Annotated in this window: 19 protein-coding genes; 17 read left to right on the top strand and 2 right to left on the bottom strand. The window is 63.2% G+C overall.

The features are described 5' to 3' along the window. Positions 1-50: 50 nt before the first annotated feature. From AB4Y32_RS01355 to AB4Y32_RS01330, 6 genes are all read left to right on the top strand, one after another. Entirely contained in the window at positions 51-1,268 is a 1,218-nt protein-coding gene (locus AB4Y32_RS01355; RefSeq protein WP_368719617.1) for a DUF3108 domain-containing protein, read from the top strand. A gap of 209 nt (positions 1,269-1,477) precedes the next feature. Further along, entirely contained in the window at positions 1,478-2,266 is a 789-nt protein-coding gene (gene pcaD, locus AB4Y32_RS01350; RefSeq protein ID WP_368719616.1) for a 3-oxoadipate enol-lactonase, read from the top strand. Between the two features lie 117 nt (positions 2,267-2,383). After that, positions 2,384-2,641 carry a BTH_I0359 family protein gene (locus AB4Y32_RS01345; protein WP_087734231.1) on the top strand — a complete coding sequence of 86 codons (258 nt, stop codon included), beginning with the start codon at positions 2,384-2,386 and terminating at the stop codon, positions 2,639-2,641. Between the two features lie 306 nt (positions 2,642-2,947). After that, positions 2,948-4,021: a homocysteine S-methyltransferase family protein gene (locus AB4Y32_RS01340; RefSeq protein WP_368719615.1), complete on the top strand. Its 1,074-nt coding sequence runs from the start codon at positions 2,948-2,950 to the stop codon at positions 4,019-4,021. 27 nt (positions 4,022-4,048) lie between these two features. Next, positions 4,049-6,796, top strand: a complete 2,748-nt coding sequence (gene metH / locus AB4Y32_RS01335; RefSeq protein ID WP_368719982.1) for a methionine synthase — start codon at positions 4,049-4,051, stop codon at positions 6,794-6,796. 182 nt (positions 6,797-6,978) lie between these two features. After that, on the top strand, positions 6,979-7,185 hold the full coding sequence (locus tag AB4Y32_RS01330; RefSeq protein ID WP_368719614.1) for an acid-shock protein: 207 nt from the start codon (positions 6,979-6,981) through the stop codon (positions 7,183-7,185). Between the two features lie 195 nt (positions 7,186-7,380). Here AB4Y32_RS01330 and AB4Y32_RS01325 read toward each other — a convergent pair whose 3' ends face one another. Beyond that, complete coding sequence (locus AB4Y32_RS01325) at positions 7,381-7,707, bottom strand: DUF1840 domain-containing protein (RefSeq protein ID WP_368719613.1); 327 nt, start codon at positions 7,705-7,707, stop codon at positions 7,381-7,383. Positions 7,708-8,127: 420 nt separating this feature from the next. Here AB4Y32_RS01325 and argS point away from each other — a divergent pair, with 420 nt between their 5' ends. The 6 genes from argS to AB4Y32_RS01295 all read left to right on the top strand — a co-directional run bounded on the left by argS (position 8,128) and on the right by AB4Y32_RS01295 (position 15,021). Next, positions 8,128-9,912: an arginine--tRNA ligase gene (gene argS / locus AB4Y32_RS01320; protein WP_368719612.1), complete on the top strand. Its 1,785-nt coding sequence runs from the start codon at positions 8,128-8,130 to the stop codon at positions 9,910-9,912. A gap of 90 nt (positions 9,913-10,002) precedes the next feature. Continuing rightward, positions 10,003-10,806 (top strand): SPOR domain-containing protein, encoded by an 804-nt coding sequence (locus AB4Y32_RS01315; protein ID WP_368719611.1) that lies wholly within the window; start codon positions 10,003-10,005, stop codon positions 10,804-10,806. 150 nt (positions 10,807-10,956) lie between these two features. Then, complete coding sequence (locus tag AB4Y32_RS01310; RefSeq protein ID WP_368719610.1) at positions 10,957-11,595, top strand: thiol:disulfide interchange protein DsbA/DsbL; 639 nt, start codon at positions 10,957-10,959, stop codon at positions 11,593-11,595. A gap of 24 nt (positions 11,596-11,619) precedes the next feature. Beyond that, the gene (locus tag AB4Y32_RS01305) at positions 11,620-12,390 is read left to right on the top strand and encodes an SDR family oxidoreductase (protein ID WP_368719609.1); all 771 of its coding nucleotides are present in this window, start codon (positions 11,620-11,622) and stop codon (positions 12,388-12,390) included. A gap of 3 nt (positions 12,391-12,393) precedes the next feature. After that, the gene (locus AB4Y32_RS01300; protein ID WP_368719608.1) at positions 12,394-13,206 is read left to right on the top strand and encodes a helical backbone metal receptor; all 813 of its coding nucleotides are present in this window, start codon (positions 12,394-12,396) and stop codon (positions 13,204-13,206) included. Positions 13,207-13,425: 219 nt separating this feature from the next. Then, on the top strand, positions 13,426-15,021 hold the full coding sequence (locus tag AB4Y32_RS01295; protein ID WP_368719607.1) for an ABC transporter substrate-binding protein: 1,596 nt from the start codon (positions 13,426-13,428) through the stop codon (positions 15,019-15,021). 135 nt (positions 15,022-15,156) lie between these two features. Here the strand turns inward: AB4Y32_RS01295 and AB4Y32_RS01290 are convergent, their stop codons facing one another. After that, on the bottom strand, positions 15,157-16,230 hold the full coding sequence (locus tag AB4Y32_RS01290) for an MBL fold metallo-hydrolase (RefSeq protein WP_368719606.1): 1,074 nt from the start codon (positions 16,228-16,230) through the stop codon (positions 15,157-15,159). A 195-nt stretch (positions 16,231-16,425) separates the two neighbouring features. On the opposite strand from AB4Y32_RS01290, the gene AB4Y32_RS01285 reads away from it, so the two are divergent. The 5 genes from AB4Y32_RS01285 (at position 16,426) to AB4Y32_RS01265 (ending at position 21,642) form a co-directional block, all read left to right on the top strand. Next, positions 16,426-16,875: a MerR family DNA-binding transcriptional regulator gene (locus AB4Y32_RS01285; RefSeq protein WP_368719981.1), complete on the top strand. Its 450-nt coding sequence runs from the start codon at positions 16,426-16,428 to the stop codon at positions 16,873-16,875. Between the two features lie 197 nt (positions 16,876-17,072). Beyond that, on the top strand, positions 17,073-18,893 hold the full coding sequence (aceK, locus tag AB4Y32_RS01280) for a bifunctional isocitrate dehydrogenase kinase/phosphatase (RefSeq protein WP_368719605.1): 1,821 nt from the start codon (positions 17,073-17,075) through the stop codon (positions 18,891-18,893). Between the two features lie 58 nt (positions 18,894-18,951). Continuing rightward, complete coding sequence (can, locus tag AB4Y32_RS01275) at positions 18,952-19,728, top strand: carbonate dehydratase (RefSeq protein ID WP_368719604.1); 777 nt, start codon at positions 18,952-18,954, stop codon at positions 19,726-19,728. Then, a complete protein-coding gene (locus tag AB4Y32_RS01270) occupies positions 19,721-20,914 on the top strand; it encodes an acetyl-CoA C-acetyltransferase (protein ID WP_368719603.1) in 1,194 nt (397 codons plus the stop codon). Before can ends, AB4Y32_RS01270 begins: the two co-directional genes overlap by 8 nt. Before the next feature lie 50 nt (positions 20,915-20,964). Continuing rightward, a complete protein-coding gene (locus AB4Y32_RS01265) occupies positions 20,965-21,642 on the top strand; it encodes an SDR family oxidoreductase (protein WP_368719602.1) in 678 nt (225 codons plus the stop codon). Positions 21,643-21,670: the final 28 nt, after the last annotated feature.

The following is a 21,670-nucleotide window of genomic DNA, read 5'->3' as shown; positions in this document are numbered from 1 at the left end:
CCCGGTCGAAACGTCTTTAACCGCGTTCCGCGTTCAACCTACTGCTTCCGATGTCGTCTCCGTTCGCTGTCCGCACCGTTTCGCATGTGCAACTCGCCGCAGCGCAGCGCCGTTCGTCGCGGCTGCGGTGGGCCGGCGTGCTGGCGGCTGTCGCCGGCGCACACGTGATCGCTGCGGTGTGGTTCGAACGGCATCACGAGACTTTCAAGCCGGTTGCGCCGGAGCATGTTCCCGTGCAGGTCGCGCTGTTCCAGCCCGAGCGCATCGAAACGCAGGCGGCCGGCTCTCCGCCGCCTGCCGTCGCGAAGCCCGCAGCGCCCAAACATGGTGCGCAACCGCCGCGTCGGCACGTGCTGACGGCGACGCGTCCGCAACCGTCGGAAGCGCCGTCGACGAACGAAGCCGCCAGCGCGCCTGTCAGCGCTTCGGCTGCAGCGGATTCAGCGGCTGCGTCCGCTGCGGCAGCCGTGTCCGCCGCAAACGCAGGACCCGGCGTCGGCAACGCCCCACAAGCGACGCCAGGCGTGAAGTTCTCCGTGCCGCCATCGGGCGATCTGCAATACGACACGTTCTACAACGGCGTTCGCAATCAGCCTGGCACGATTCACTGGACGAGCGATGGCCACTCGTACGATATGGTCGTTTCGGTGCCGCTTCCGTTTGTCGGCACATTCAGCTATTCGAGCCACGGGCACGTCGACGCATTCGGTCTCGCCCCTGATCAGTACGTCGAAAAGCGCGGCCGTCGCGGCGAAGACGTAACCATCTTCAACCACGAAACGAAGCAGATCGGCTTCACGCGCACGCCTGACACATTGGCGCTGCCCGACGGCGCGCAGGACCGCTTCAGCATGGTGATGCAGCTCGCCAGTCTGGTGCGCGGCGACCCGGACGCCTATCAGCCCGGCGTCACGCGGCAGTTCTACGTGACGGACAACGATAGCGGCGAGATCTGGCCTATCGAGACGATAGGCGACGAAACCGTGCGTACCGGGCAAGGATCGATCGATGCCCGGCATTTCATGCGCCTGCCGCGCCGTGAAAACGACCGCCGGCGCATCGACGTGTGGCTCGCGCCGTCGCTCGGCTGGCTGCCGGCGCGCCTCGTGCAGACGGAGCCGAACGGCACGCAGATCGAACTCGTGTGGCGCGGCAAGCTCGCGCCGCCGGATATCAACGACACCTCTTCGTCTTCTTCGGACGACACCTCGCCGGGCAGCGCCCAACCCTCCGTCACCGATCCAGGCGCCGGGCCCGAAAAGCCCTGATGCAAGCAGGCTCTTGGCGCTGCGGGATACTTGACGACCGGAGCCATACTCGCCTTCAGAAACTTCTGTCGCGTGCATGAATCGCACGACCAGCAGCGCTCATCACGCGAACGGTTCATGCGCATCCCATGATGCGAATCGAACGACCCGGATCGCATGAACGGTTGATTCACTCGTTCTTTCATTGCGACATCACTTATGGAGTCCGCATGCAAATCAATGTGAATGGCATCGATACGCGCTACATCCTGAGCAATGAAGGCGGAGGCCCCTCGCTCACGTTCATTCATCAGCTAGGCGGCGATCTGTCGATATGGGATCAGCTCGCAGGATATTTCCGCGACGACTACACGGTCTTGCGCTACGACGTGCGGGGTCATGGTCAAACGGCCGTATCGGACAGGCAGTGCAGCGTTGTGGATCTGTCGCGGGATCTGCGCGCGCTGCTGGATGCGCTTGGCGTAAAGAAGACGCATCTTGTCGGCATGTCGATGGGCGGCATGATTGCGCAACAGTTCGCACTCGACAACCCGGACCGCGTGGAGACGCTGACGCTCACCGATACGCACGCCGCCACGCCATCCGACAGCCGCGTGCTTTGGGAGCAGCGCGCGGCGATGGTGCGCAACGAAGGTGTCGGCGCGCTCGCGCAAGCGACGATGGAACGCTGGCTGACGGCCGGCTTCCGCGATGCGCATCCCGAAGTCGTCGAACAGATTCGCGAGGTATTCGAGAACACTTCGTCTGAAGGTTATGCGCATGCGTGCCTTGCACTGCGCGATTTCGACGTGAGCAGTAGACTGAAACAGATAGCCGTTCCCACTCTCACCGTGGCTGGACGCCACGATGCAGGCACGCCACCTGCTGCTACACAGGCAATAGCGGATGCCATCCGGGGAGCGAGATTCGAACTGCTAGACGCGGCTCACCTCGCACCGATCGAGCAATCGCAACGTTTTACTGCTTTGCTTGAATCGTTTTTGCAGAAACTGGTCTAACAAACAGGTCCGGGATTATCAACGCGTCAGGCCGGACCCACCCCTTGAATTCCAAACCATGGGCTCCATCTACGGTGCAACACTGGCCCGGAGCCATCGGAAATAAGGAGTGTCGCCATGCAAATGATCTACAACAGCCCCAACTATTGTGTCGTCGAGTTCCCGCCACAGGACGGGCATATCGCGATGAGGTCCGGTGGGTATGAGATCGTCGACAAGAACACGCAGCGCGAGATTTATATTGATGGCGTGATGGCAGCCAGTTTTCGCGAGCATGTGCAAAAGCTCATCGAAGACGAACCGACGCTAGACGAAGTGGACGAATTTCTCGGTCAATTCGACAGCCTGATGAATCAGCCGGTCATTCTTCACTGACCGATCGGCGCCGCTGACACCAACTCCAGGCGACACGTTCCCAATCGACCCCGCACGGCTCGCCCGGCGGGGTTTTTCGTTTTTATCGGCGGGTCCGCCCGTCTCGCGGTCCACCAGGCAAGGCGAACGCGCCGCGCAAACCGCGAAAGATATACTGCCCGTGCTCCATTGCCAGCAACCAGCGGGCCTTGCGCACGAGCACGGACCGCAAAGCCGCGTCGCGCGGCGAGTTCGCGGCCATCCGGCTACAATATTGAGTTTCCTGAAAAAGCCGGCCGAGCCAGCCGGCACGAGCGCGATCAGACCATGAACCAGCCCGCCAAGTCAGCCCCATCAGTCGCCAACGCCGGCGCCGCCTACACGCGCGGCGCGGCCCTGCCCGCGTTGCTCGAATCGCGCATCCTGATTCTGGACGGCGCGATGGGCACGATGATCCAGCGCTACAAGCTCGACGAAGCCGCCTATCGCGGCGAGCGCTTCAAGGACTATTCGCGCGACATCAAAGGCAACAACGAGTTGCTGTCGATCACGCAACCGCAGATCATCAGCGAGATTCACGAGCAGTACCTGGCTGCGGGCGCCGACATCATCGAGACGAACACGTTCGGCGCAACGACTGTCGCGCAGGCCGACTACGGAATGGAAGAGCTTGTCGTCGAGATGAACCGCGAATCGGCGAAGCTCGCGCGCGCCGCATGCGACAAGTATTCGACGCCCGACAAGCCGCGCTTCGTTGCCGGCGCGATCGGGCCGACGCCGAAGACGGCGAGCATCTCGCCCGACGTCAACGATCCGGGCGCGCGCAATGTCAGTTTCGACGAACTGCGCGCCGCGTACTACGAGCAGGCGAAAGCGCTGATGGAAGGCGGCGCGGACCTGTTCCTCGTCGAAACGATCTTCGACACGCTGAACGCGAAGGCCGCGCTGTTCGCGCTCGACGAGCTGTTCGACGACACGGGCGAGCGCCTGCCCATCATGATCTCGGGCACAGTGACGGACGCATCGGGCCGCATTCTGTCGGGACAAACGGTCGAAGCGTTCTGGAACTCGCTGCGTCACGCGAAGCCGCTCACATTCGGCCTGAACTGCGCGCTGGGCGCCGCGCTGATGCGTCCGTACATCGCTGAGCTGGCGAAGCTGTGCGACACCTACGTGTCGTGCTATCCGAACGCCGGCCTGCCGAATCCGATGAGCGACACGGGCTTCGACGAGCTGCCCGCCGATACGTCGGGCCTCCTGAAGGAATTCGCGCAGGCGGGTCTCGTGAACATCGCGGGCGGCTGCTGCGGCACGACGCCGGAACACATCGCCGCAATCGCGAAGGCGCTGAACGACGTGAAGCCGCGCAAGTGGCCGAGCCAGTATCGCGACGCCGCCTGAAGCACATCAGCGCTGCCCGCAGAACCCATTGAAGCAACGACGAAATACGCACAGACCATGACCGATCACACGATGCGCCTCTCCGGCCTCGAGCCGTTCAACGTCACTTCGGGGACGCTCTTCATCAACGTCGGCGAACGCACCAACGTGACCGGCTCGAAGGCATTCGCACGGATGATCCTGAACGGCCAGTTCGACGAAGCGCTGGCCGTCGCGCGCCAGCAGGTCGAAAACGGCGCGCAGGTCATCGACGTGAACATGGACGAAGCGATGCTCGATTCGAAAGCGGCGATGGTCCGCTTCATGAATCTGATCGCGTCGGAGCCGGACATCGCGCGCGTGCCGATCATGATCGATTCGTCGAAGTGGGAGGTGATCGAAGCGGGCCTGAAATGCGTGCAGGGCAAGGCGATCGTCAACTCGATCTCGATGAAGGAAGGCGATGAGAGCTTTCGCCGCCAGGCCAAGCTGATCCGCCGTTACGGCGCGGCGACCGTCGTGATGGCATTCGATGAACAAGGCCAGGCCGACACGTTCAAGCGCAAGACGGAAATCTGCAAGCGCTCGTACGACATTCTCGTCAACGAAGTGGGCTTTGCGCCCGAGGACATCATCTTCGATCCGAATATCTTCGCGATCGCGACGGGCATCGAAGAGCACAACAATTACGCCGTCGACTTCATCGAAGCGACGCGCTGGATCAAGCAGAACCTGCCGTATGCGAAGGTGAGCGGCGGCGTGTCGAACGTGTCGTTCTCGTTCCGCGGCAACGATCCCGTGCGCGAGGCGATTCACACCGTGTTCCTCTACCACGCGATTCAGGCGGGCATGGACATGGGCATCGTGAACGCGGGTCAGCTGGGCGTATATGCGGACCTCGACGCCGAATTGCGCGAACGTGTCGAAGACGTGGTGCTGAACCGCCGCGAAGACGCGACCGACCGTATGCTCGAAATCGCCGACAAGTTCAAGACGGGCGCGGCGAAGAAAGAAGAGAACCTCGAGTGGCGCAACCAGGGCGTCGAGCAGCGCCTCGCGCATGCGCTCGTGCTCGGCATCACGAACTTCATCGTCGAAGACACGGAAGAAGCGCGCGTCAAGATCATGCAAGGCGGCGGCCGCCCGATCAACGTGATCGAAGGCCCGCTGATGGACGGCATGAACATCGTCGGCGACCTGTTCGGCCAGGGCAAGATGTTCCTGCCCCAAGTGGTGAAATCGGCGCGCGTGATGAAGCAGGCCGTCGCGCATCTGATTCCGTTCATCGAGGAAGAAAAGCGCCAGCTCGCAGAAGCGGGCGGCGACGTGCGCGCGAAAGGCAAGATCGTCGTGGCGACCGTGAAGGGCGACGTGCACGATATCGGCAAGAACATCGTCTCCGTCGTGCTTCAGTGCAACAACTTCGAAGTGGTCAACATGGGCGTGATGGTCCCGTGCAACGAGATTCTCGCGAAGGCGAAAGTCGAAGGCGCGGACATCATCGGGCTGTCGGGCCTGATCACGCCGTCGCTCGAAGAGATGGCCTACGTCGCATCGGAAATGCAGCGCGACGACTACTTCCGCGTGAAGAAGATTCCGCTGCTGATCGGCGGCGCGACGACTTCGCGCGTGCACACCGCCGTGAAGATCGCACCGAATTACGAAGGCCCTGTCGTCTATGTGCCGGATGCATCGCGATCGGTGTCGGTGGCGTCGAACCTGCTGTCCGACGAAGGCGCAACGAAGTATCTCGACGAACTGAAGGCCGACTACGACCGCATCCGCAATCAGCACGCGAACAAGAAGGCCCAGCCGCTCGTCACGCTCGCGCAAGCGCGCGCGAACAAAACGAAGGTCGACTGGAGCGCGTATCAGCCCGTCAAGCCGAAGTTCATCGGCCGGCGCGTGTTCAAGAACTTCGATCTGAACGAACTCACGAACTACATCGACTGGGGCCCGTTCTTCCAGACGTGGGACCTCGCCGGTCCGTATCCCGCGATCCTCAACGACGAGATCGTCGGCGAATCGGCGCGGCGCGTTTTCTCGGACGCGAAGTCGATGCTCGCGCGCCTGATTCAGGGCCGCTGGCTCACGGCGAACGGCGTGATCGCGCTCTTGCCCGCGAACACGGTCAACGACGACGACATCGAAATCTACACGGACGAATCGCGCAGCGAAGTCGCGCTGAAGTGGCGCAACCTGCGCCAGCAAAGCGTGCGCCCCGTGGTGGACGGCGTGATGCGGCCGAACCGGTCGCTCGCCGACTTCATCGCGCCGAAGGATTCGGGCGTCGCCGACTATATCGGCATGTTCGCGGTCACGGCGGGCCTGGGCGTCGACGTGAAGGAAAAGCAGTTCGAGCAGGATCACGACGATTACAGCGCGATCATGCTGAAGGCGCTCGCCGACCGCTTCGCGGAAGCGTTCGCCGAAGCGATGCATGCGCGCGTGCGCCGCGACCTGTGGGGCTATGCACAAGGCGAGAGTCTGTCGAACGACGATCTGATCGGCGAGAAGTATCGCGGCATCCGTCCCGCGCCCGGCTATCCGGCATGCCCGGATCACCTCGTCAAGCGCGACATGTTCGCCGCGCTGCAAGCCGGGGAGATCGGCATGAGCGTCACCGAATCGCTCGCCATGCTGCCTGCCGCGAGCGTCTCAGGCTTCTATCTCGCGCACCCCGACAGCACCTATTTCTCGGTCGGCAAGATCGGCCAGGATCAGCTCGAGGACTACGCGCGGCGCATGTCGCTGTCGAAGGCGGACGCGGAGCGCGCGCTCGCGCCGTTGTTGTAAAAGGAGTGCGCGCGGGCGGCAGGACTATATCGCTGGCCGGAGGCTGAATATTTCCAGCTGAAAGGCCCAGCGAATATTTTCGGCTTTGTAGACTGAAACCGCTTCATCCAGCCTGCCCGCCAGACGCGACCGCAAAAACGCGTCGGCTCAACGACTTGCAATCGTCAACGGAGAGAAATCGTATGAAGAAGCTGACGCTGATGCTGACCGCGTTATCGCTCGCCGCCATCGCGCCGCTCGCCGGTGCCCAGCCTCAGGCGCCGGGCGGATCGAGTTCTGTGAGTTCATATTCGCCGCCCACCGTCACTCACGTGAAGAAGCCGAAAAAGAACAAAATGAAGAAGGGCGCGTCCGCTCCCGCGACCGCGCCGGAAGGCGCAAGCCAGTAACGCTCGAGCGCGGCGTCGTAACAAAAAAAGCCCATTGCGATGGGCTTTTTCGTGGCCGGAAGCGGCAGATGCGCGCTCGGCCGGAATCGATTCCATATACTCGCCGCCGCGTTCACGACAGCGCGTACTACAGCGAACTGAAGCACACGACGAAGCCGCATCCGCACGGCCTCACGGGCACAAACCCAAAGCCGCTCAAAGACCCCAGACGATGTCCGTATTGTCCTTCTGCGCAGCACGCAGCATGTCGAGGAACGGGAACGCGCGTTGCGCAAGTCCTATCGGAATCTCGTGAGAGTCGTGGCCTTCTTCCCCTTCGTGGAAGTGGCCTTCATGCTCGGCGAGTTCCTGCTTGTCGGTCACGATCGCCGCTTCGAGCTTCGAGATCGCGACGCCGAGTTCGTCGTGGTTGATTACACCGCGTGGGCCGAGCCGCTTGCCGATGATTCCCAGCAGATATTGGGCGAGATTCTCCAACATCACCACATCGGGGGCGGAGCGGCACTTGAAAGTAATCAGCATGACTGTTCCCTTTTCGTTATGTTGGCTTCTCCCACGGCCGGCCGCATGACGCTCATCGCGGCCAGCCCCACGGGTACCGTTGGCGCGCTGGCTGCTTGCTCAGGTGTTGCCGGTGGCCACGGCCCCCGCTGGGCACCTGATTGGACATATTAGCACCTGCTAAAATCCCGCTTGACGGAAAACGCTCGCCGCCGTGCGTCCGTGCACGCTGCATACGCTGTGCCGCTTTGCCCAGCATGTGCCCCGCTGTCGCCACGGCGCGCGCCGCGAAACGATCGCCGCCTTATCGCGCCGCCGCAGCGTCACGCTCGCGACGCGCATCCGGCGCTCAAGCGCTTCCCAGGCCGTCGACGGCCTGGTTCCGCGCCGTTCGCGGCGCTGCCCGCTTCATCGGACTGCCTCACTGGACTCGCAACAAGCATGCTGCCTGCACACAAACAAACTCTCGAAACCCTGCTGACCGACGTCGTCAAGCAGGTCGCCCAGGCCACTCAAGGTGAATCCGAAGCCGCGTTCGTCGCGCCCGCCATCACGCTCGAACGACCGAAAGTCGCCGCGCACGGCGACGTCGCGTGCAACGTCGCGATGCAGATCGCCAAGCCGCTGCGCAGCAACCCGCGCCAGCTCGCGCAACTGATCGTCGATGCGCTGCTTGCGCATCCGCAGGCCAAGGGCCTCGTCGACAGCGCCGAAGTGGCCGGTCCTGGCTTCATCAACTTGCGTTTGTCGGCCGCTTCGAAGCAGGCCGTGATCGCCGCGATCTTCGAGCAGCGCGGAACGTTCGGCCGCTCGACGCGCGACGCGGGCAAGCGCGTGCTGGTCGAGTTCGTGTCGGCCAATCCGACGGGCCCGCTGCACGTCGGACACGGCCGCCAGGCCGCGCTCGGCGATGCAATGTCGAACGTGCTCGAGTCGCAGGGCTATGCCGTGCATCGCGAGTTCTACTACAACGATGCGGGCGTGCAGATCGGCAACCTGGCGATCTCGACGCAGGCGCGCGCCCGTGGCCTGAAGCCCGGCGACGCGGGCTGGCCCGAGGCCGCATACAACGGCGAATACATCGCCGACATCGCGCGCGACTACCTGAACGGCGAAACCGTATCGGCGAGCGACGGCGAGCCTGTCAAGGGCGCGGGCGACGTCGAGGATCTCGAAGCGATCCGCCGGTTTGCCGTCGCCTATCTGCGTCACGAGCAGGACATGGACTTGCAGGCGTTCGGCGTGAAGTTCGACCAGTACTACCTCGAATCGTCGCTGTACAAGGAAGGCCGCGTCGAGAATACGGTGAAGGAGCTGATCGACGCCGGCAAGACCTACGAGCAGGACGGCGCGCTGTGGCTGCGCACCACCGACGACGGCGACGACAAGGACCGCGTGATGCGCAAGTCCGACGGCACGTACACGTACTTCGTGCCCGACGTCGCCTATCACGAGACGAAGTGGCAGCGCGGCTTCACGAAGGTCATCAACATCCAGGGCTCGGATCACCACGGCACGATCGCGCGCGTGCGCGCCGGTCTGCAAGGGCTCGGCATTGGCATTCCGAAGGGCTATCCCGACTACGTGCTGCACAAGATGGTCACCGTGATGCGCGACGGCCAGGAAGTGAAGATCTCGAAGCGCGCGGGCAGCTACGTGACGGTGCGCGATCTGATCGAATGGTCGGGCGGCGCGCTGCCGGGCCAGGAAGCGGCGCCCGATCTGCTCGACGAAGAGACCATCCGCCGCGGCCGCGACGCGGTGCGCTTCTTCCTGATCTCGCGCAAGGCCGACACGGAGTTCGTGTTCGACGTCGATCTCGCGCTCAAGCAGAACGACGAGAACCCGGTGTACTACGTGCAGTACGCGCACGCGCGCATCTGCTCGGTGATCAGCGAATGGAAGTCGCGCTACGCCGCCGATGAAGCCCTGCTGCCGGCCGTCGATCTGTCGCCGCTCGACAGCGAGCGCGCGATGACGCTGCTGCAAAAGCTTGCCGAATTCCCCGACATGCTGACGCACGCCGCCGACGAACTCGCGCCGCACGCAGTCGCGTTCTATCTGCGCGATCTCGCAGGCGAATTTCACTCGTTCTACAATGCCGAACGCGTTCTCGTCGACGAAGAAGCGCCGCGCAATGCGCGCATCGCGCTGCTCGCGGCGACGCGCCAGGTGCTGGCGAACGGCCTCGCCGTGATCGGTGTCTCGGCACCCGCCAAAATGTAATCTCCACGCGCTTTAATTAAGACGTCAGGCGGATGGCCGTCGCTATAATCGACGGTCATTCCAGATTTACTTTTGCAGGTGAAACAGACGATGGCAAAACCACGCCGCACAACGAAGCAATCGAAACAGACCGGGGGCACTTTTCTCGGTATCGTGCTGGGCCTGATCGTCGGCCTGGCCATCGCGGTGGTGGTGGCGCTCTACATCACGCGCGCGCCCACGCCGTTTGTCGCGAAGGTCGCGCCGCCCGCCGCGTCCGATGCCGGTGCGAGCCAGCCGCAGTACGACCCGAACCGTCCGCTGCAAGGCAAGAGCCCCGGCCAGCCGGTGCCGCAAGCCGCGCAGCCCGCGCCGCCCAACACGGCGCCCGGCCAGACCACGAACCAGTCGCAGACTTCGGGCATGCTCGAAGAGCCGCAGATCGTCGAAGTGCCGCCGGCGAACAACGGTGTCGCCGTCCCGCCGAAGCCCGCTCAGGACAACGGCGCGAACGCGAACAACGGCGCCAGCAACGGCAACACGATGGCGATGAACCAGCCGCGCAAGCCGCCGCAAGCGACCAGCGCGCCGGGCATCGCGAACAACGCACCGAATCAGCCGAAGGCCGGCTCGACGCCGAATGCGAACGGCACGCCGCCCTCCGCCGCCGACGCGAACACCGGCTATCTGCTGCAGGTCGGCGCGTACAAGACGTCCGCCGACGCCGAACAGCAGCGCGCGCGGCTCGCGTTCCAGGGCTTCGAATCGAAGGTCACGCAGCGCGATGCGGGCGGTGTGACGTACTATCGCGTTCGAATCGGCCCGTTCTCGAAGTTCGAGGACATGAACACCACGCGTCAGCGCCTGTCCGATGCGGGCGTCGACACCGCCGTCATCCGCTTTACGAAGCAGTGATTCACACGCAGTAACGGGTTGTCACGCGCCGCCGCTGAACCTTCAGCGCGCGGCGCGAGTCTCATGTGCGGCAGACGCCTGCCGCCGAAACGTTGCGGTCGCGGCGCCAAAACCCGCCACCGTTACTTCCCCTGATTGGGTTCACAAGACATGAAAAAACTGCTGAGCATTCTTTTCCTCTCTCTCGGCCTCGTCGCGAGCGCGGCGCAGGCAACGCCTGCCGCGCCCGTCGCCGGCAAGGACTTCACGGTGCTGTCCACGCCCCAGCCCGTCGAGGAGCCCGCCGGCAAGATCGAAGTCATCGAGTTCATGTGGTACGGCTGCCCCCACTGCAACGAGTTCGATCCATACCTGGAATCGTGGGTCAAGAAACAGGGTCCGGACGTCGTGTTCAAGCGCGTGCCCGTTGCGTTCCGCGACGATTTCATTCCGCATTCGAAGCTCTATCACGCCGTCGACGCGCTCGGCCTCGCGAATCAGCTGACGCCTACCATCTTCCATGAGATCCACGTCAACAAGAACTATCTGCTGACGCCGGAAGAGCAGGCCAAATTCCTCGCGAAGAACGGTGTCGATTCGAAGAAGTTCATGGACGCGTACAACTCGTTCTCGACGCAGAGCGCGGTCCAGCGTGACAAGAAGCTGATCGAAGACTTCCGGATCGACGGCGTGCCGACGCTGGCCGTGCAGGGCAAGTACGAAACGGGCCCTGCGCAGACGAACAGCCTGCCCGGCACGCTCCAGGTGCTCGACTACCTGGTCGGGCAGGTCCGCGCGAAGAAGATGTAATTCCATTCACGCACGACGGCCGGTATGAGTTCACCGCTGAAGGTTTTCATCACCGGCGCGTCGAGTGGCATAGGCGAAGCGCTCGCCGCCGAATATGCGCGGCGCGGCGCGATTCTAGGCCTCGTTGCCCGTCGCGGCGACGCGCTCGCCCGCTTCCAGCAGTCCCATCCCCAGAACGCGATTTCCATGTATTCCGTCGACGTACGGGACGCGGACGCGCTCGCTCATGCCGCGCAGCAGTTCATCGCGGCGCACGGCTGCCCCGACATCGTGATCGCGAACGCGGGCATCAGCCACGGCGCCGTGACGGGGCACGGCGATTTGCAGGCGTTCCGCGACGTGATGGACGTGAACTACTTCGGCATGGTCGCGACGTTCGAGCCGTTCGCATCGGCGATGATCGCCGCGCGCAAGGGCACGCTCGTCGGCATCGCGAGCGTTGCGGGCGTGCGCGGGCTGCCCGGCTCCGGCGCGTACAGCGCCTCGAAGTCGGCGGCGACGAAGTATCTGGAAGCGCTGCGCGTCGAGATGCGGCCGCTCGGCGTGTCGGTGGTCACGATCGCGCCCGGCTATATCCGCACGCCGATGACCGAGCACAATCCGTACCCGATGCCCTTTCTGATGGACGCGGACCGCTTCGCCGAAAAGGTCGCCGATGCGATCGCGCGCAAAACGCGCTTCGCGATCTTCCCGTGGCAGATGCGTTTTGCGGCGATGCTTCTGCATGTGCTGCCGCGCTGGCTCTACGACGCCGTCTTCGAAAAGGCCCCGCGCAAGCCGCGCGCCGCCCGCTAAATCATGATCGCGCGTGCCGTCGATGCAGCCGGTATCGAGCACGCGAAAGCGGGTAGCGGCGCGCGCATCGTGTCGCTGGTGCCGAGCATCACCGAACTTCTCTTTGCATTGAAGCTCGACGCGCAGATCGTCGGGCGAACGGGCTTTTGCGTGCATCCACGCGACAAGGTGCGCAAGGTGCCGAAGGTCGGCGGCACGAAGGCGGTGAAAATCGATGCCGTGCGGGCGCTGCGACCCACTCACGCGATCGTCAATATCGACGAGAACGAGCGCGAAACCGTCGAGAAATTGCGCGAGTTCGTGCCGCATATCGTCGTCACGCATCCGCTCGCGCCGACTGACAACGTCGCGCTGTACGCGCTGCTCGGCGCGATTTACGACCGTGAGAACGAGGCGCGGCAATTGTGCATCGCGCTTCAGACGCAACTCGATGCAGCCGCATCGCGCGCGTGGTCACAACAAAACGTCCTCTACGCGATCTGGCGCGAGCCGTGGATGACGGTCGCGCGCGACACCTATATCTCGGCGATGCTGCGCCTCGTGAACTGGCAAACGCTGCCGGCCGTGCAAGGCGGCGATAAAGGCGCGGGCCGTTATCCGTCGTTCGATTTCGACGCCGCGTGGCTCGATGACGTCGATCGCGTGCTGCTTTCGAGCGAGCCGTATCGCTTCACGCAGCAGCATTGCGACGCGCTCAAAAAGAATGCGGGGCTCAAGGGCAAACGAATCGAGCTGATCGATGGCGCGATGGTGTCGTGGTACGGCTCGCGCGCAATTGACGGCATCGCGTATCTTTTGCGCTACGCCAGCCGCTAGCGCGAACGCGCAACCATATCGTTATTCGGATTCAATTGTTGTCGCTGCCGTAAGCGTTCGATAAGCTTGCGCGAGAGCCGGCGGAATGTGACGCACTGCGCCGGCGCGAATCCGTATCAGAATGAAAATGCGTGAAGCACCTGCCCGGAGCGCGCGCAGTGCACGACAGAATGCACCACGCCGCCCCGCCACGAAGAATTCGAAATTCCGGGAGATCTTATGCGTTTCAAGCTGCTCGCCGCCACGACGCTGACGGCCTTCGCCATCGCACCCGCGCTGACCATCGCAAAACCGCTTACCGTCTGCACCGAATCGAGCCCGGACGGCTTCGACGTTGTTCAGTACAACTCGCTCGTCACGACGAACGCATCGGCGGATGTGATTTTCAGCTCGCTCGTGTCGTATGACGAAGCGGCGAAGAAAGTCGTGCCTTCGCTCGCCGACAGGTGGGACGTGAGCGCCGATGGCCTCACGTACACGTTCCATCTGCATCCGAACGTGCAGTTCCAGACCACCGACTACTTCAAGCCGACGCGTCCGCTGAATGCCGACGACGTCGTCTTCACGTTCGACCGCATGCTCGACGACAACAATCCGTGGCATAAGGTTGCGGGCGCGAGCGGCTTTCCGCATGCGCAGTCGATGGGGCTCGTGAAGCTGATCAAGTCGGTATCGAAGGTCGACGACAACACGGTGAAGTTCGAACTGAACGAGCCGAACGCAACCTTCGTGTCGATCCTGACGATGGGTTTCGCGTCGATCTATTCGGCCGAATACGCGGACCAGTTGCTAAAGGCCGGCAAGCAGGCCGATCTGAACGCAAAGCCGATCGGCACGGGTCCGTTCGTGCTGAAGAACTACACGAAGGACTCGATCATCCGCTACGACGTGAACCCGTCGTACTGGGGCCCGAAACCGAAGATCGACCGGCTGATCTACGCGATCACGCCTGACGCCGCCGTGCGCGCGCAAAAAGTGAAGGCGGGCGAATGCCAGATCGCGCTGTCGCCGAAGCCGCAGGACGTCGCGGACGCGAAGAAGGACAAGTCGCTCGCCATCGTTGACACGCCCGCGTTCATGACCGCGTTCGTCGCGCTCAACACGCAGAAGAAGCCCCTCGACAACCAGAAGGTGCGCGCCGCGCTCAACATGGCGTTCGATCGCACGTCGTATCTGAAGGCCGTGTTCGACAATACGGCGACGCCCGCGAACAATCCGTATCCGCCGAATACGTGGAGCTATGACAAGGCAGTGAAGCCTTGGCCATACGACACCGACAAGGCGAAGAAGCTGCTCGCCGAGGCAGGCTATCCCGACGGCTTCTCGACGACGATCTGGGTGCGTCCGACCGGCAGCGTGCTGAATCCGAATCCGAAGACGGGCGCCGAAATGCTACAGGCCGACTTCGCGAAGATCGGCGTGAAGGCGGTGGTGAAGGTGATCGAATGGGGCGAGCTGATCAAGCAGGCCAAGCAGGGACAGCATGACACGCTGTTCATGGGCTGGGCCGGCGACAACGGCGACCCTGACAACTATCTGTCGCCGCTCTTTAGCTGCAATGCGGTGAAGTCGGGCATCAACTTCGCGCGCTACTGCGACCCGGAGCTCGACAAGCTGATCGAGCAGGGCAAGCAAACCTCTGATCAGAGCAAGCGCACGAAAGCGTATCAGGCCGCGCAGCAGATCATCCACGATGAGGCGCTGTGGATTCCGCTCGGCTATCCGACCGCGACTGCCATCACGCGGACGAACGTACACGGGTATCACGTCAGTCCGTTTGGCCGGCAGAATTTTGGAGCGGTGGTGGTGCAGTAGTCGCCGTCGTTCACGAAACGGTCTGCATTCGGCGGCCCGGGCGCAACCGCGTTCGGGCCGTTTTTCATTTGGCGGTAGCTCGAATTGCGTTCACGCAGCGCGCGCGCCAAAGGCGCACGCGATAAGCCAGCGCTCTTACTGCATCTCGAAGCGAATCAACCCATCTCCGCCCTGCAAGCGCTTCATTTCTCCTGCGAGCCACAAGAGATGCAAGTGCGCGAGCGCTTCGCCCATCGCAAACGTCATCTGATGGATATCGAGTTCGCGTTTGAACATGATGGGCACGATATCCGCCGCGCTGCACGGCTTCTGCGCGCAAGCGGTGCGCACTTCGGCAAGGCGTGCCGTGTGATGGTCGCGCAACTGAAGGATGCGCGTATGCAACCCGCGAAACGGCTTGCCGTGCGATGGCAGCACCAGCGTATCGGCGGCCATCGTTTCATAGCGGCCGAGCGAACCGAGATACAGCGCAAGCGGATTGCCTTCCGGCTCGATATCGAACACCGACACGTTCGTCGAAATACGCGGCAACACCATATCGCCGGAAATGAGCACGCCGTCCGCTTCGGCGTGCAATGCGCAATGTTCCGGCGAATGACCGAAGCCCGTCACGACGCGCCATGTGCGTCCGCCGATCGTCAGCGCATCGCCCTCGCGCATGCGCCTGTATTGGCGCGGCACCGAAGGCACCAGATTCGAGTAGTAGCTCTTGCGATTGCGCAGCTTGTCCAGCGATGCCTCGTCCGTCAGCCCATGCCGTGCCAAATGCCGCGCAGCGCCCTCGCCGCCCGCGTTCGAGCCGTCGCCTGCCGCCATCACGCGGCCGAGCATGTATTCGCCGAGCGTGATCCATAGGCGCACGTTCCAGCGCTTCTTCTCGCCGCCTTCGCACAGCCAGTCCGCGAGACCGAGGTGATCCGGATGACAGTGCGTGACGACCACGCGCAACACGGGAAGTCCTTCGAGCATCGTATCGAACAGCGTCTCCCAGTTCGCGCGGATCTCATCCGAAGCAATGCCGCAATCGACGATCGTCCAGCCCTCCTGCCCGTCGATCTCGTCGCGCAGCAGCCAGAGATTGATGTGATCGAGCGCGAACGGCAGCGGCATGCGCAGCCAGTAGACGCCGGGCGCGACCTCCTGTGTCGTGCCCGCGGCGGGCATCCTGTCGGCGAACGGGTATTCGAGTTGGTGTTCGAGAGCATTCATCGTGGTGCTTTCCTCCGTCGGCGGCGCGACGCATCGGTAAATCGCGAACCGTGTGCGTCGTGCAGCGCGGGTTGCGCTTTGTTCAGGTTGACGATAACGTAAACGTCGATTCTAACGTTCAATCCGTTTTTGTGCCCGGCCGCGCCAAAAGCCCGATAGGCCGGACACGCCAGACGATTCGATGAACACCCGATGATGAACACGCAATACACGATCACCGAACTGGCCCGCGAATTCGATGTGACGCCGCGCGCGATCCGCTTCTACGAGGACCAGGGTTTACTCTCGCCGAGCCGCGAAGGATCGAGCGGACTGCGCCGCGTATACTCCGGCCGCGACCGCACGCGGCTCCGGCTCACGCTGCGCGGCAAGCGGCTGGGCTTCACGCTGTCGGAAATCCGCGCGTTGCTGGATCTGTACGATTCGCCGACGGACACCGTTCCGCAGTTGCAGGCGTTTCTCGCGACGGTGATCAGGCATCGCGAAGTGCTCGAACGTCAGCGCGAAGACCTGAATGCGACGCTCGAGGACCTCGCGCAATATGAAGCGCAAGCGCGCGTGCTGCTCGAAAGCGGCATGCGCGGCGACGGCTATCACGAAGCGGCAAAACTCGCGCACGCGGAAGCATCGAAAGAAAAGACCTGAGCAGGAGATCGGGACACGTACACGATAGTTGGCGCGGCTTTGCGTGAAGATGTGCCGAACGCCCTGCAACACGCTTCAAAAGACGATGCGTCGGCGCTGCGCCCGAAGGCCTGAAGCGGCCTGAAGGCGTCTCGCAGGCTCACCCGGGCGATACAATCGCGGGTGTCCTCACGACATTGAACGAATGCACGGTCGACATGAATCACTTTCCCAAACTGCTGTCGTCACAGATCGGCTTCGACGTCGCGGAGACGCTGCTCGAGGGCTTCGACCGGCATTACCACGTCTTCCGTGAAGCCGCGATCTGCGCGAAGGACCTGTTCGAAGCCGGCGACTGGCATGGCTTGCAAAAGCTCGCGCGCGATCGCATCGCGTCGTATGACGATCGCGTGCACGAATGCATCGAAAAGCTCGAAGACGAATACGACGCGGAGAACATCGACGACGACGTGTGGCAGCAGATCAAGCTGCACTACATCGGCCTCTTGACGACGCACCGCCAGCCCGAATGCGCCGAGACGTTCTTCAACTCGGTGTGCTGCCACATCCTGCACCGCTCGTACTTCAACAACGATTTCATCTTCGTGCGGCCCGCGATCTCGACGGAGTACATCGAGAACGACGAGCCCGCCGCGAAGCCGACGTATCGCGCGTACTACCCCGGCAAGGACGGGCTCGCCGTCACGCTGGAGCGCATCGTCACGAACTTCCAGCTGAACCTGCCGTTCGAGAATCTCACGCGCGATGTCGAGTGCGTGATCCGGGCGTTCCGCGACAACTTCGGCATCTTCGACGAAGCGCCGAATTTCCAGATTCATGTGCTGTCGTCGCTGTTCTTCCGGAACAAGGCGGCGTACATCATCGGCCGCGTGATCAACGCCGATACGATGGTGCCGTTCGCGTTGCCGATCCATCATGTGAAGCCGGGCCTGCTCGCACTCGATGCGCTGCTCTGCCGGCGCGACCAGTTGCTGATCATCTTCAGCTTTTCGCATTCGTACTTCCTCGTCGATATGGAAGTGCCGTCCGCGTATATCGAGTTTCTCAGCAGCATTCTGCAAAGCAAGCCGAGGGCGGAAATCTATACGTCGGTGGGCTTGCAGAAGCAGGGCAAGAATCTCTTCTATCGCGATCTGCTGCGGCATCTGAAGCATTCGAGCGATCTGTTCATCGTCGCGCCCGGCATCAAGGGCATGGTGATGCTCGTGTTCACGCTGCCGTCGTTCCCGTACGTGTTCAAGCTGATCAAGGATTCGTTTCCGCCGCCCAAGGACACGACGCGCGAAAAGGTGCAGAGCAAGTATCAGCTCGTGAAGCGCCACGACCGCCTGGGACGCATGGCCGATACGCTCGAATATTCGAGCGTCGCGTTGCCGCTGTCGCGCCTCGATGACGCGCTCATTCGCGAGCTGGAAAAAGAAGCCCCGTCGATGCTCGAATACGAAGGCGACAATCTCGTCATCAAGCATCTGTACATCGAGCGCCGCATGGTGCCGCTCAATATCTTCCTGCAACACGGCACCGACGCCGACATCGATCACGGCATCAAGGAATACGGCGACGCAGTGAAGGAACTGATGCAGGCGAACATCTTCCCCGGCGACATGCTGTACAAGAACTTCGGCGTGACGCGTCATGGTCGCGTCGTGTTCTACGACTACGACGAGATCGAATATCTCACCGACTGCAACGTGCGCGCCGTGCCGCCGCCGCGCCACGAGGAAGACGAGATGTCGGGCGAGCCGTGGTACACGGTCGGACAGCACGACATTTTCCCGGAGACGTACGGCACGTTTCTGCTCGGCGATCCGCGCGTGCGCGAATCGTTCATGAAGCATCACGCGGATTTCTTCGAGCCGTCGCTGTGGCAAAGGAACAAGGACTCGATTCTCAAGGGCGAATTGCCCGACTTCTATCCCTATGACCGCAGCCTGCGCTTTTCCGTCCGCTATCCGGAACGGTTCGCTGCGGATCGCGCCGCCGATGCGGATCCGGCGCCCGCCGTACGAGTCGCATGAACGCGCGCAGCGTCCGCCATCGAGCACACAGACACAAGCTATTTACGTCGATACCATCATGAACACGAACGCCCCTTCCGCCCCTCATCCCCTCGCGCATCTGTTCAAGAACAACGATGCGTGGGTCGCGCACAAGCTCGACGAAGACCCCGAATTCTTCTCGCGGCTCGCGCATCAGCAGGCGCCTGAATATCTGTGGATCGGCTGCGCGGATTCGCGCGTGCCCGCCAACGAAATCATCGGCTTGCCGCCGGGCGAAGTGTTCGTCCACCGCAACATCGCGAACGTCGTCGTGCATACGGACCTGAACTGTCTGTCGGTGATCCAGTTCGCCGTCGACCTGCTGAAGGTCAAGCACATCATGGTCGTCGGCCACTACGGCTGCTCGGGCGTCGGCGCGGCGCTGCTGGGACGGCGCGTCGGTCTCGCCGACAACTGGCTGCATCACGTGCAGGACGTGCGCACGAAGCACTCGGCGCTGCTCGAGGAATGGCCGATGGGCGAAGCGCGGCATCGGCGTCTCGTCGAACTGAACACGATCGAACAGGTGGTCAACGTGTGCCGCACGACGATCATCAACGACGCGTGGGCGCGCGGCCAGGACCTCACGGTTCACGGCTGGGTGTACGGCGTGCATGACGGGCGCGTGCGCGATCTCGGCATGACGGTGAAAGAGCCGGCAGCGCTCGATGGAATCTATACGAATTGCGTCGCGGCCGTATCGGCGAGCCGCGCGCACACGGCAGACAACGACATGGTCGCCGCCGATGCCGCGAAGCTCGGCGGTGTGGCCGCTGTCGTCCACGGAGTCATCAAGGAGCTGAAACATGAGTGAGACAAAACACGATCCGATCGTCATCGTTTCCGTTGCGCGCACGCCGATGGCGGCGTTCCAGGGCGAGTTCGCATCGCTGACGGCGCCGCAGCTCGGCGCCGTCGCGATCAAGGCGGCCGTCGAGCGCGCGGGCCTCAAGCCTGAGCAGATCGACGAAGCCGTGATGGGCTGCGTGCTGCCCGCCGGCCAGGGCCAGGCGCCCGCGCGTCAGGCTGCGCTCGGCGCGGGCCTGCCGCTGTCGACGGGCTCGACGACCGTCAACAAGATGTGCGGCTCGGGCATGCGTGCCGCGATGTTCGCGCACGACATGCTGACGGCCGGTTCCGTCGACGTGATCGTCGCGGGCGGCATGGAGAGCATGACGAACGCACCGTATCTGCTGCCGAAGGCGCGCAGCGGAATGCGCATGGGCCACGGCCAGGTGCTCGATCACATGTTCCTCGACGGCCTCGAAGACGCCTATGACAAAGGCCGTCTGATGGGCACGTTCGCCGAGGAATGCGCGGCGTCGTTCGACTTCACGCGCGAGGCGCAGGACAAGTTCGCCATCGAATCGCTGACGCGCGCGAAACGCGCGAACGAAGACGGTTCGTTCGCGTGGGAAATCGCGCCCGTTGCCGTCGAAAGCAAGAAAGGCAGCGTCACTGTCGAGCGCGACGAACAGCCGTTCAAGGCGAACCTCGACAAGATCTCGACGCTCAAGCCCGCGTTCAGCAAGACGGGCACGGTGACGGCCGCGAACTCGTCGTCGATCAGCGACGGCGCGGCGGCGCTCGTGATGATGCGCGAATCGACGGCGAAGAAGCTCGGCGTGACGCCGCTTGCGCGCGTCGTCGGCCACTCGACGTTCGCGCAGGAGCCGGCGAAGTTCACGACGGCGCCCGTCGGCGCGATCCGCAAGCTGTTCGAGAAAAACGGCTGGAAGGCGGCGGACGTCGATCTGTACGAGATCAACGAGGCTTTCGCCGTCGTCGCGATGGCCGCGATGAAGGAGCACGGCTTGCCGCACGACAAGGTGAACGTGAACGGCGGCGCCTGTGCGCTCGGCCATCCGATCGGCGCATCGGGCGCGCGCATTCTCGTCACGCTGATCGGCGCGCTGAAGAAGCGCGGGCTGAAGCGCGGCGTCGCGAGCCTGTGCATCGGCGGCGGCGAAGCGACGGCGATGGGCATCGAGCTCGTCTAACACTTGTTCCAACGACAGCGCGCGGCAATCCGCGCGCATGAGGAAACTTCATGAAGACCGTGTTGATCGTAGGCGCGTCGCGCGGTATCGGCCGCGAGTTCGTGAAGCAATACAGGCACGACGGCTGGCGCGTTCTCGCCACCGCGCGCGGCGACGAATCGCTCGGCGAGCTCGTCGCGCTCGGCGCCGAAGCGTTTTCACTCGACGTAACCGATCCCGAGGAAATCGCCGCGCTCGGCTGGAAGCTGGATGGCGAGCGGCTCGATGCCGCCGTGATCGTGTCGGGCGTGTACGGCCCGCATACGGAAGGCGTCGAGACGATCAGCGCGGAAGACTTCGACTTCGTGATGGCGACCAACGTGCGCGGGCCGATGCAGCTGATCCCCGTGCTGCTCCCGCTCGTCGAAGACGCGCGCGGCGTGCTCGCCGTGCTGTCGAGCCGCATGGGCAGCATCAGCGAGACGACGGGCACGACGGGCTGGCTGTATCGCGCGAGCAAGGCGGCGCTGAACGACGTGCTGAAAGTGACGTCCGTGCAGACGCGCACCGCCACCTGCGTCTCGCTGCATCCGGGCTGGGTGCGCACGGACATGGGCGGCGCTAGCGCCGCCGTCGATCCGGCGCACAGCGTGAAAGGCATGCGGGAGGTGCTGGCGCAGGCGGCAAGCACGCCGCATCTCTTTCATGGCCGCTTCTTCCAGTACGACGGCACCGCGCTCGAATGGTGAGCATCACACTAACCGGGGAGACATCCGC

The organism is Paraburkholderia phymatum, assembly GCF_040965635.1.
GTDB lineage: Bacteria > Pseudomonadota > Gammaproteobacteria > Burkholderiales > Burkholderiaceae > Paraburkholderia > Paraburkholderia phymatum_B.
Note: the sequence above shows the minus strand (reverse complement) of the source record. Positions and strands in the feature narration are given on the sequence as shown.

What these genes read in the sequence shown, in the direction of transcription:
- pcaD (WP_368719616.1), top strand. Translation starts at nt 1,478, where the DNA reads ATGCAAATCAATGTGAATGGCATCGATACGCGCTACATCCTGAGCAAT.
- AB4Y32_RS01285 (WP_368719981.1), top strand. Translation starts at nt 16,426, where the DNA reads ATGAACACGCAATACACGATCACCGAACTGGCCCGCGAATTCGATGTG.
- AB4Y32_RS01330 (WP_368719614.1), top strand. Translation starts at nt 6,979, where the DNA reads ATGAAGAAGCTGACGCTGATGCTGACCGCGTTATCGCTCGCCGCCATC.
- AB4Y32_RS01310 (WP_368719610.1), top strand. Translation starts at nt 10,957, where the DNA reads ATGAAAAAACTGCTGAGCATTCTTTTCCTCTCTCTCGGCCTCGTCGCG.
- AB4Y32_RS01305 (WP_368719609.1), top strand. Translation starts at nt 11,620, where the DNA reads ATGAGTTCACCGCTGAAGGTTTTCATCACCGGCGCGTCGAGTGGCATA.
- can (WP_368719604.1), top strand. Translation starts at nt 18,952, where the DNA reads ATGAACACGAACGCCCCTTCCGCCCCTCATCCCCTCGCGCATCTGTTC.
- AB4Y32_RS01325 (WP_368719613.1), bottom strand. Translation starts at nt 7,707, where the DNA reads ATGCTGATTACTTTCAAGTGCCGCTCCGCCCCCGATGTGGTGATGTTG.
- AB4Y32_RS01290 (WP_368719606.1), bottom strand. Translation starts at nt 16,230, where the DNA reads ATGAATGCTCTCGAACACCAACTCGAATACCCGTTCGCCGACAGGATG.
- AB4Y32_RS01355 (WP_368719617.1), top strand. Translation starts at nt 51, where the DNA reads ATGTCGTCTCCGTTCGCTGTCCGCACCGTTTCGCATGTGCAACTCGCC.
- AB4Y32_RS01315 (WP_368719611.1), top strand. Translation starts at nt 10,003, where the DNA reads ATGGCAAAACCACGCCGCACAACGAAGCAATCGAAACAGACCGGGGGC.
- AB4Y32_RS01300 (WP_368719608.1), top strand. Translation starts at nt 12,394, where the DNA reads ATGATCGCGCGTGCCGTCGATGCAGCCGGTATCGAGCACGCGAAAGCG.
- AB4Y32_RS01265 (WP_368719602.1), top strand. Translation starts at nt 20,965, where the DNA reads ATGAAGACCGTGTTGATCGTAGGCGCGTCGCGCGGTATCGGCCGCGAG.
- aceK (WP_368719605.1), top strand. Translation starts at nt 17,073, where the DNA reads ATGAATCACTTTCCCAAACTGCTGTCGTCACAGATCGGCTTCGACGTC.
- argS (WP_368719612.1), top strand. Translation starts at nt 8,128, where the DNA reads ATGCTGCCTGCACACAAACAAACTCTCGAAACCCTGCTGACCGACGTC.
- AB4Y32_RS01340 (WP_368719615.1), top strand. Translation starts at nt 2,948, where the DNA reads ATGAACCAGCCCGCCAAGTCAGCCCCATCAGTCGCCAACGCCGGCGCC.
- AB4Y32_RS01295 (WP_368719607.1), top strand. Translation starts at nt 13,426, where the DNA reads ATGCGTTTCAAGCTGCTCGCCGCCACGACGCTGACGGCCTTCGCCATC.
- AB4Y32_RS01345 (WP_087734231.1), top strand. Translation starts at nt 2,384, where the DNA reads ATGCAAATGATCTACAACAGCCCCAACTATTGTGTCGTCGAGTTCCCG.
- AB4Y32_RS01270 (WP_368719603.1), top strand. Translation starts at nt 19,721, where the DNA reads ATGAGTGAGACAAAACACGATCCGATCGTCATCGTTTCCGTTGCGCGC.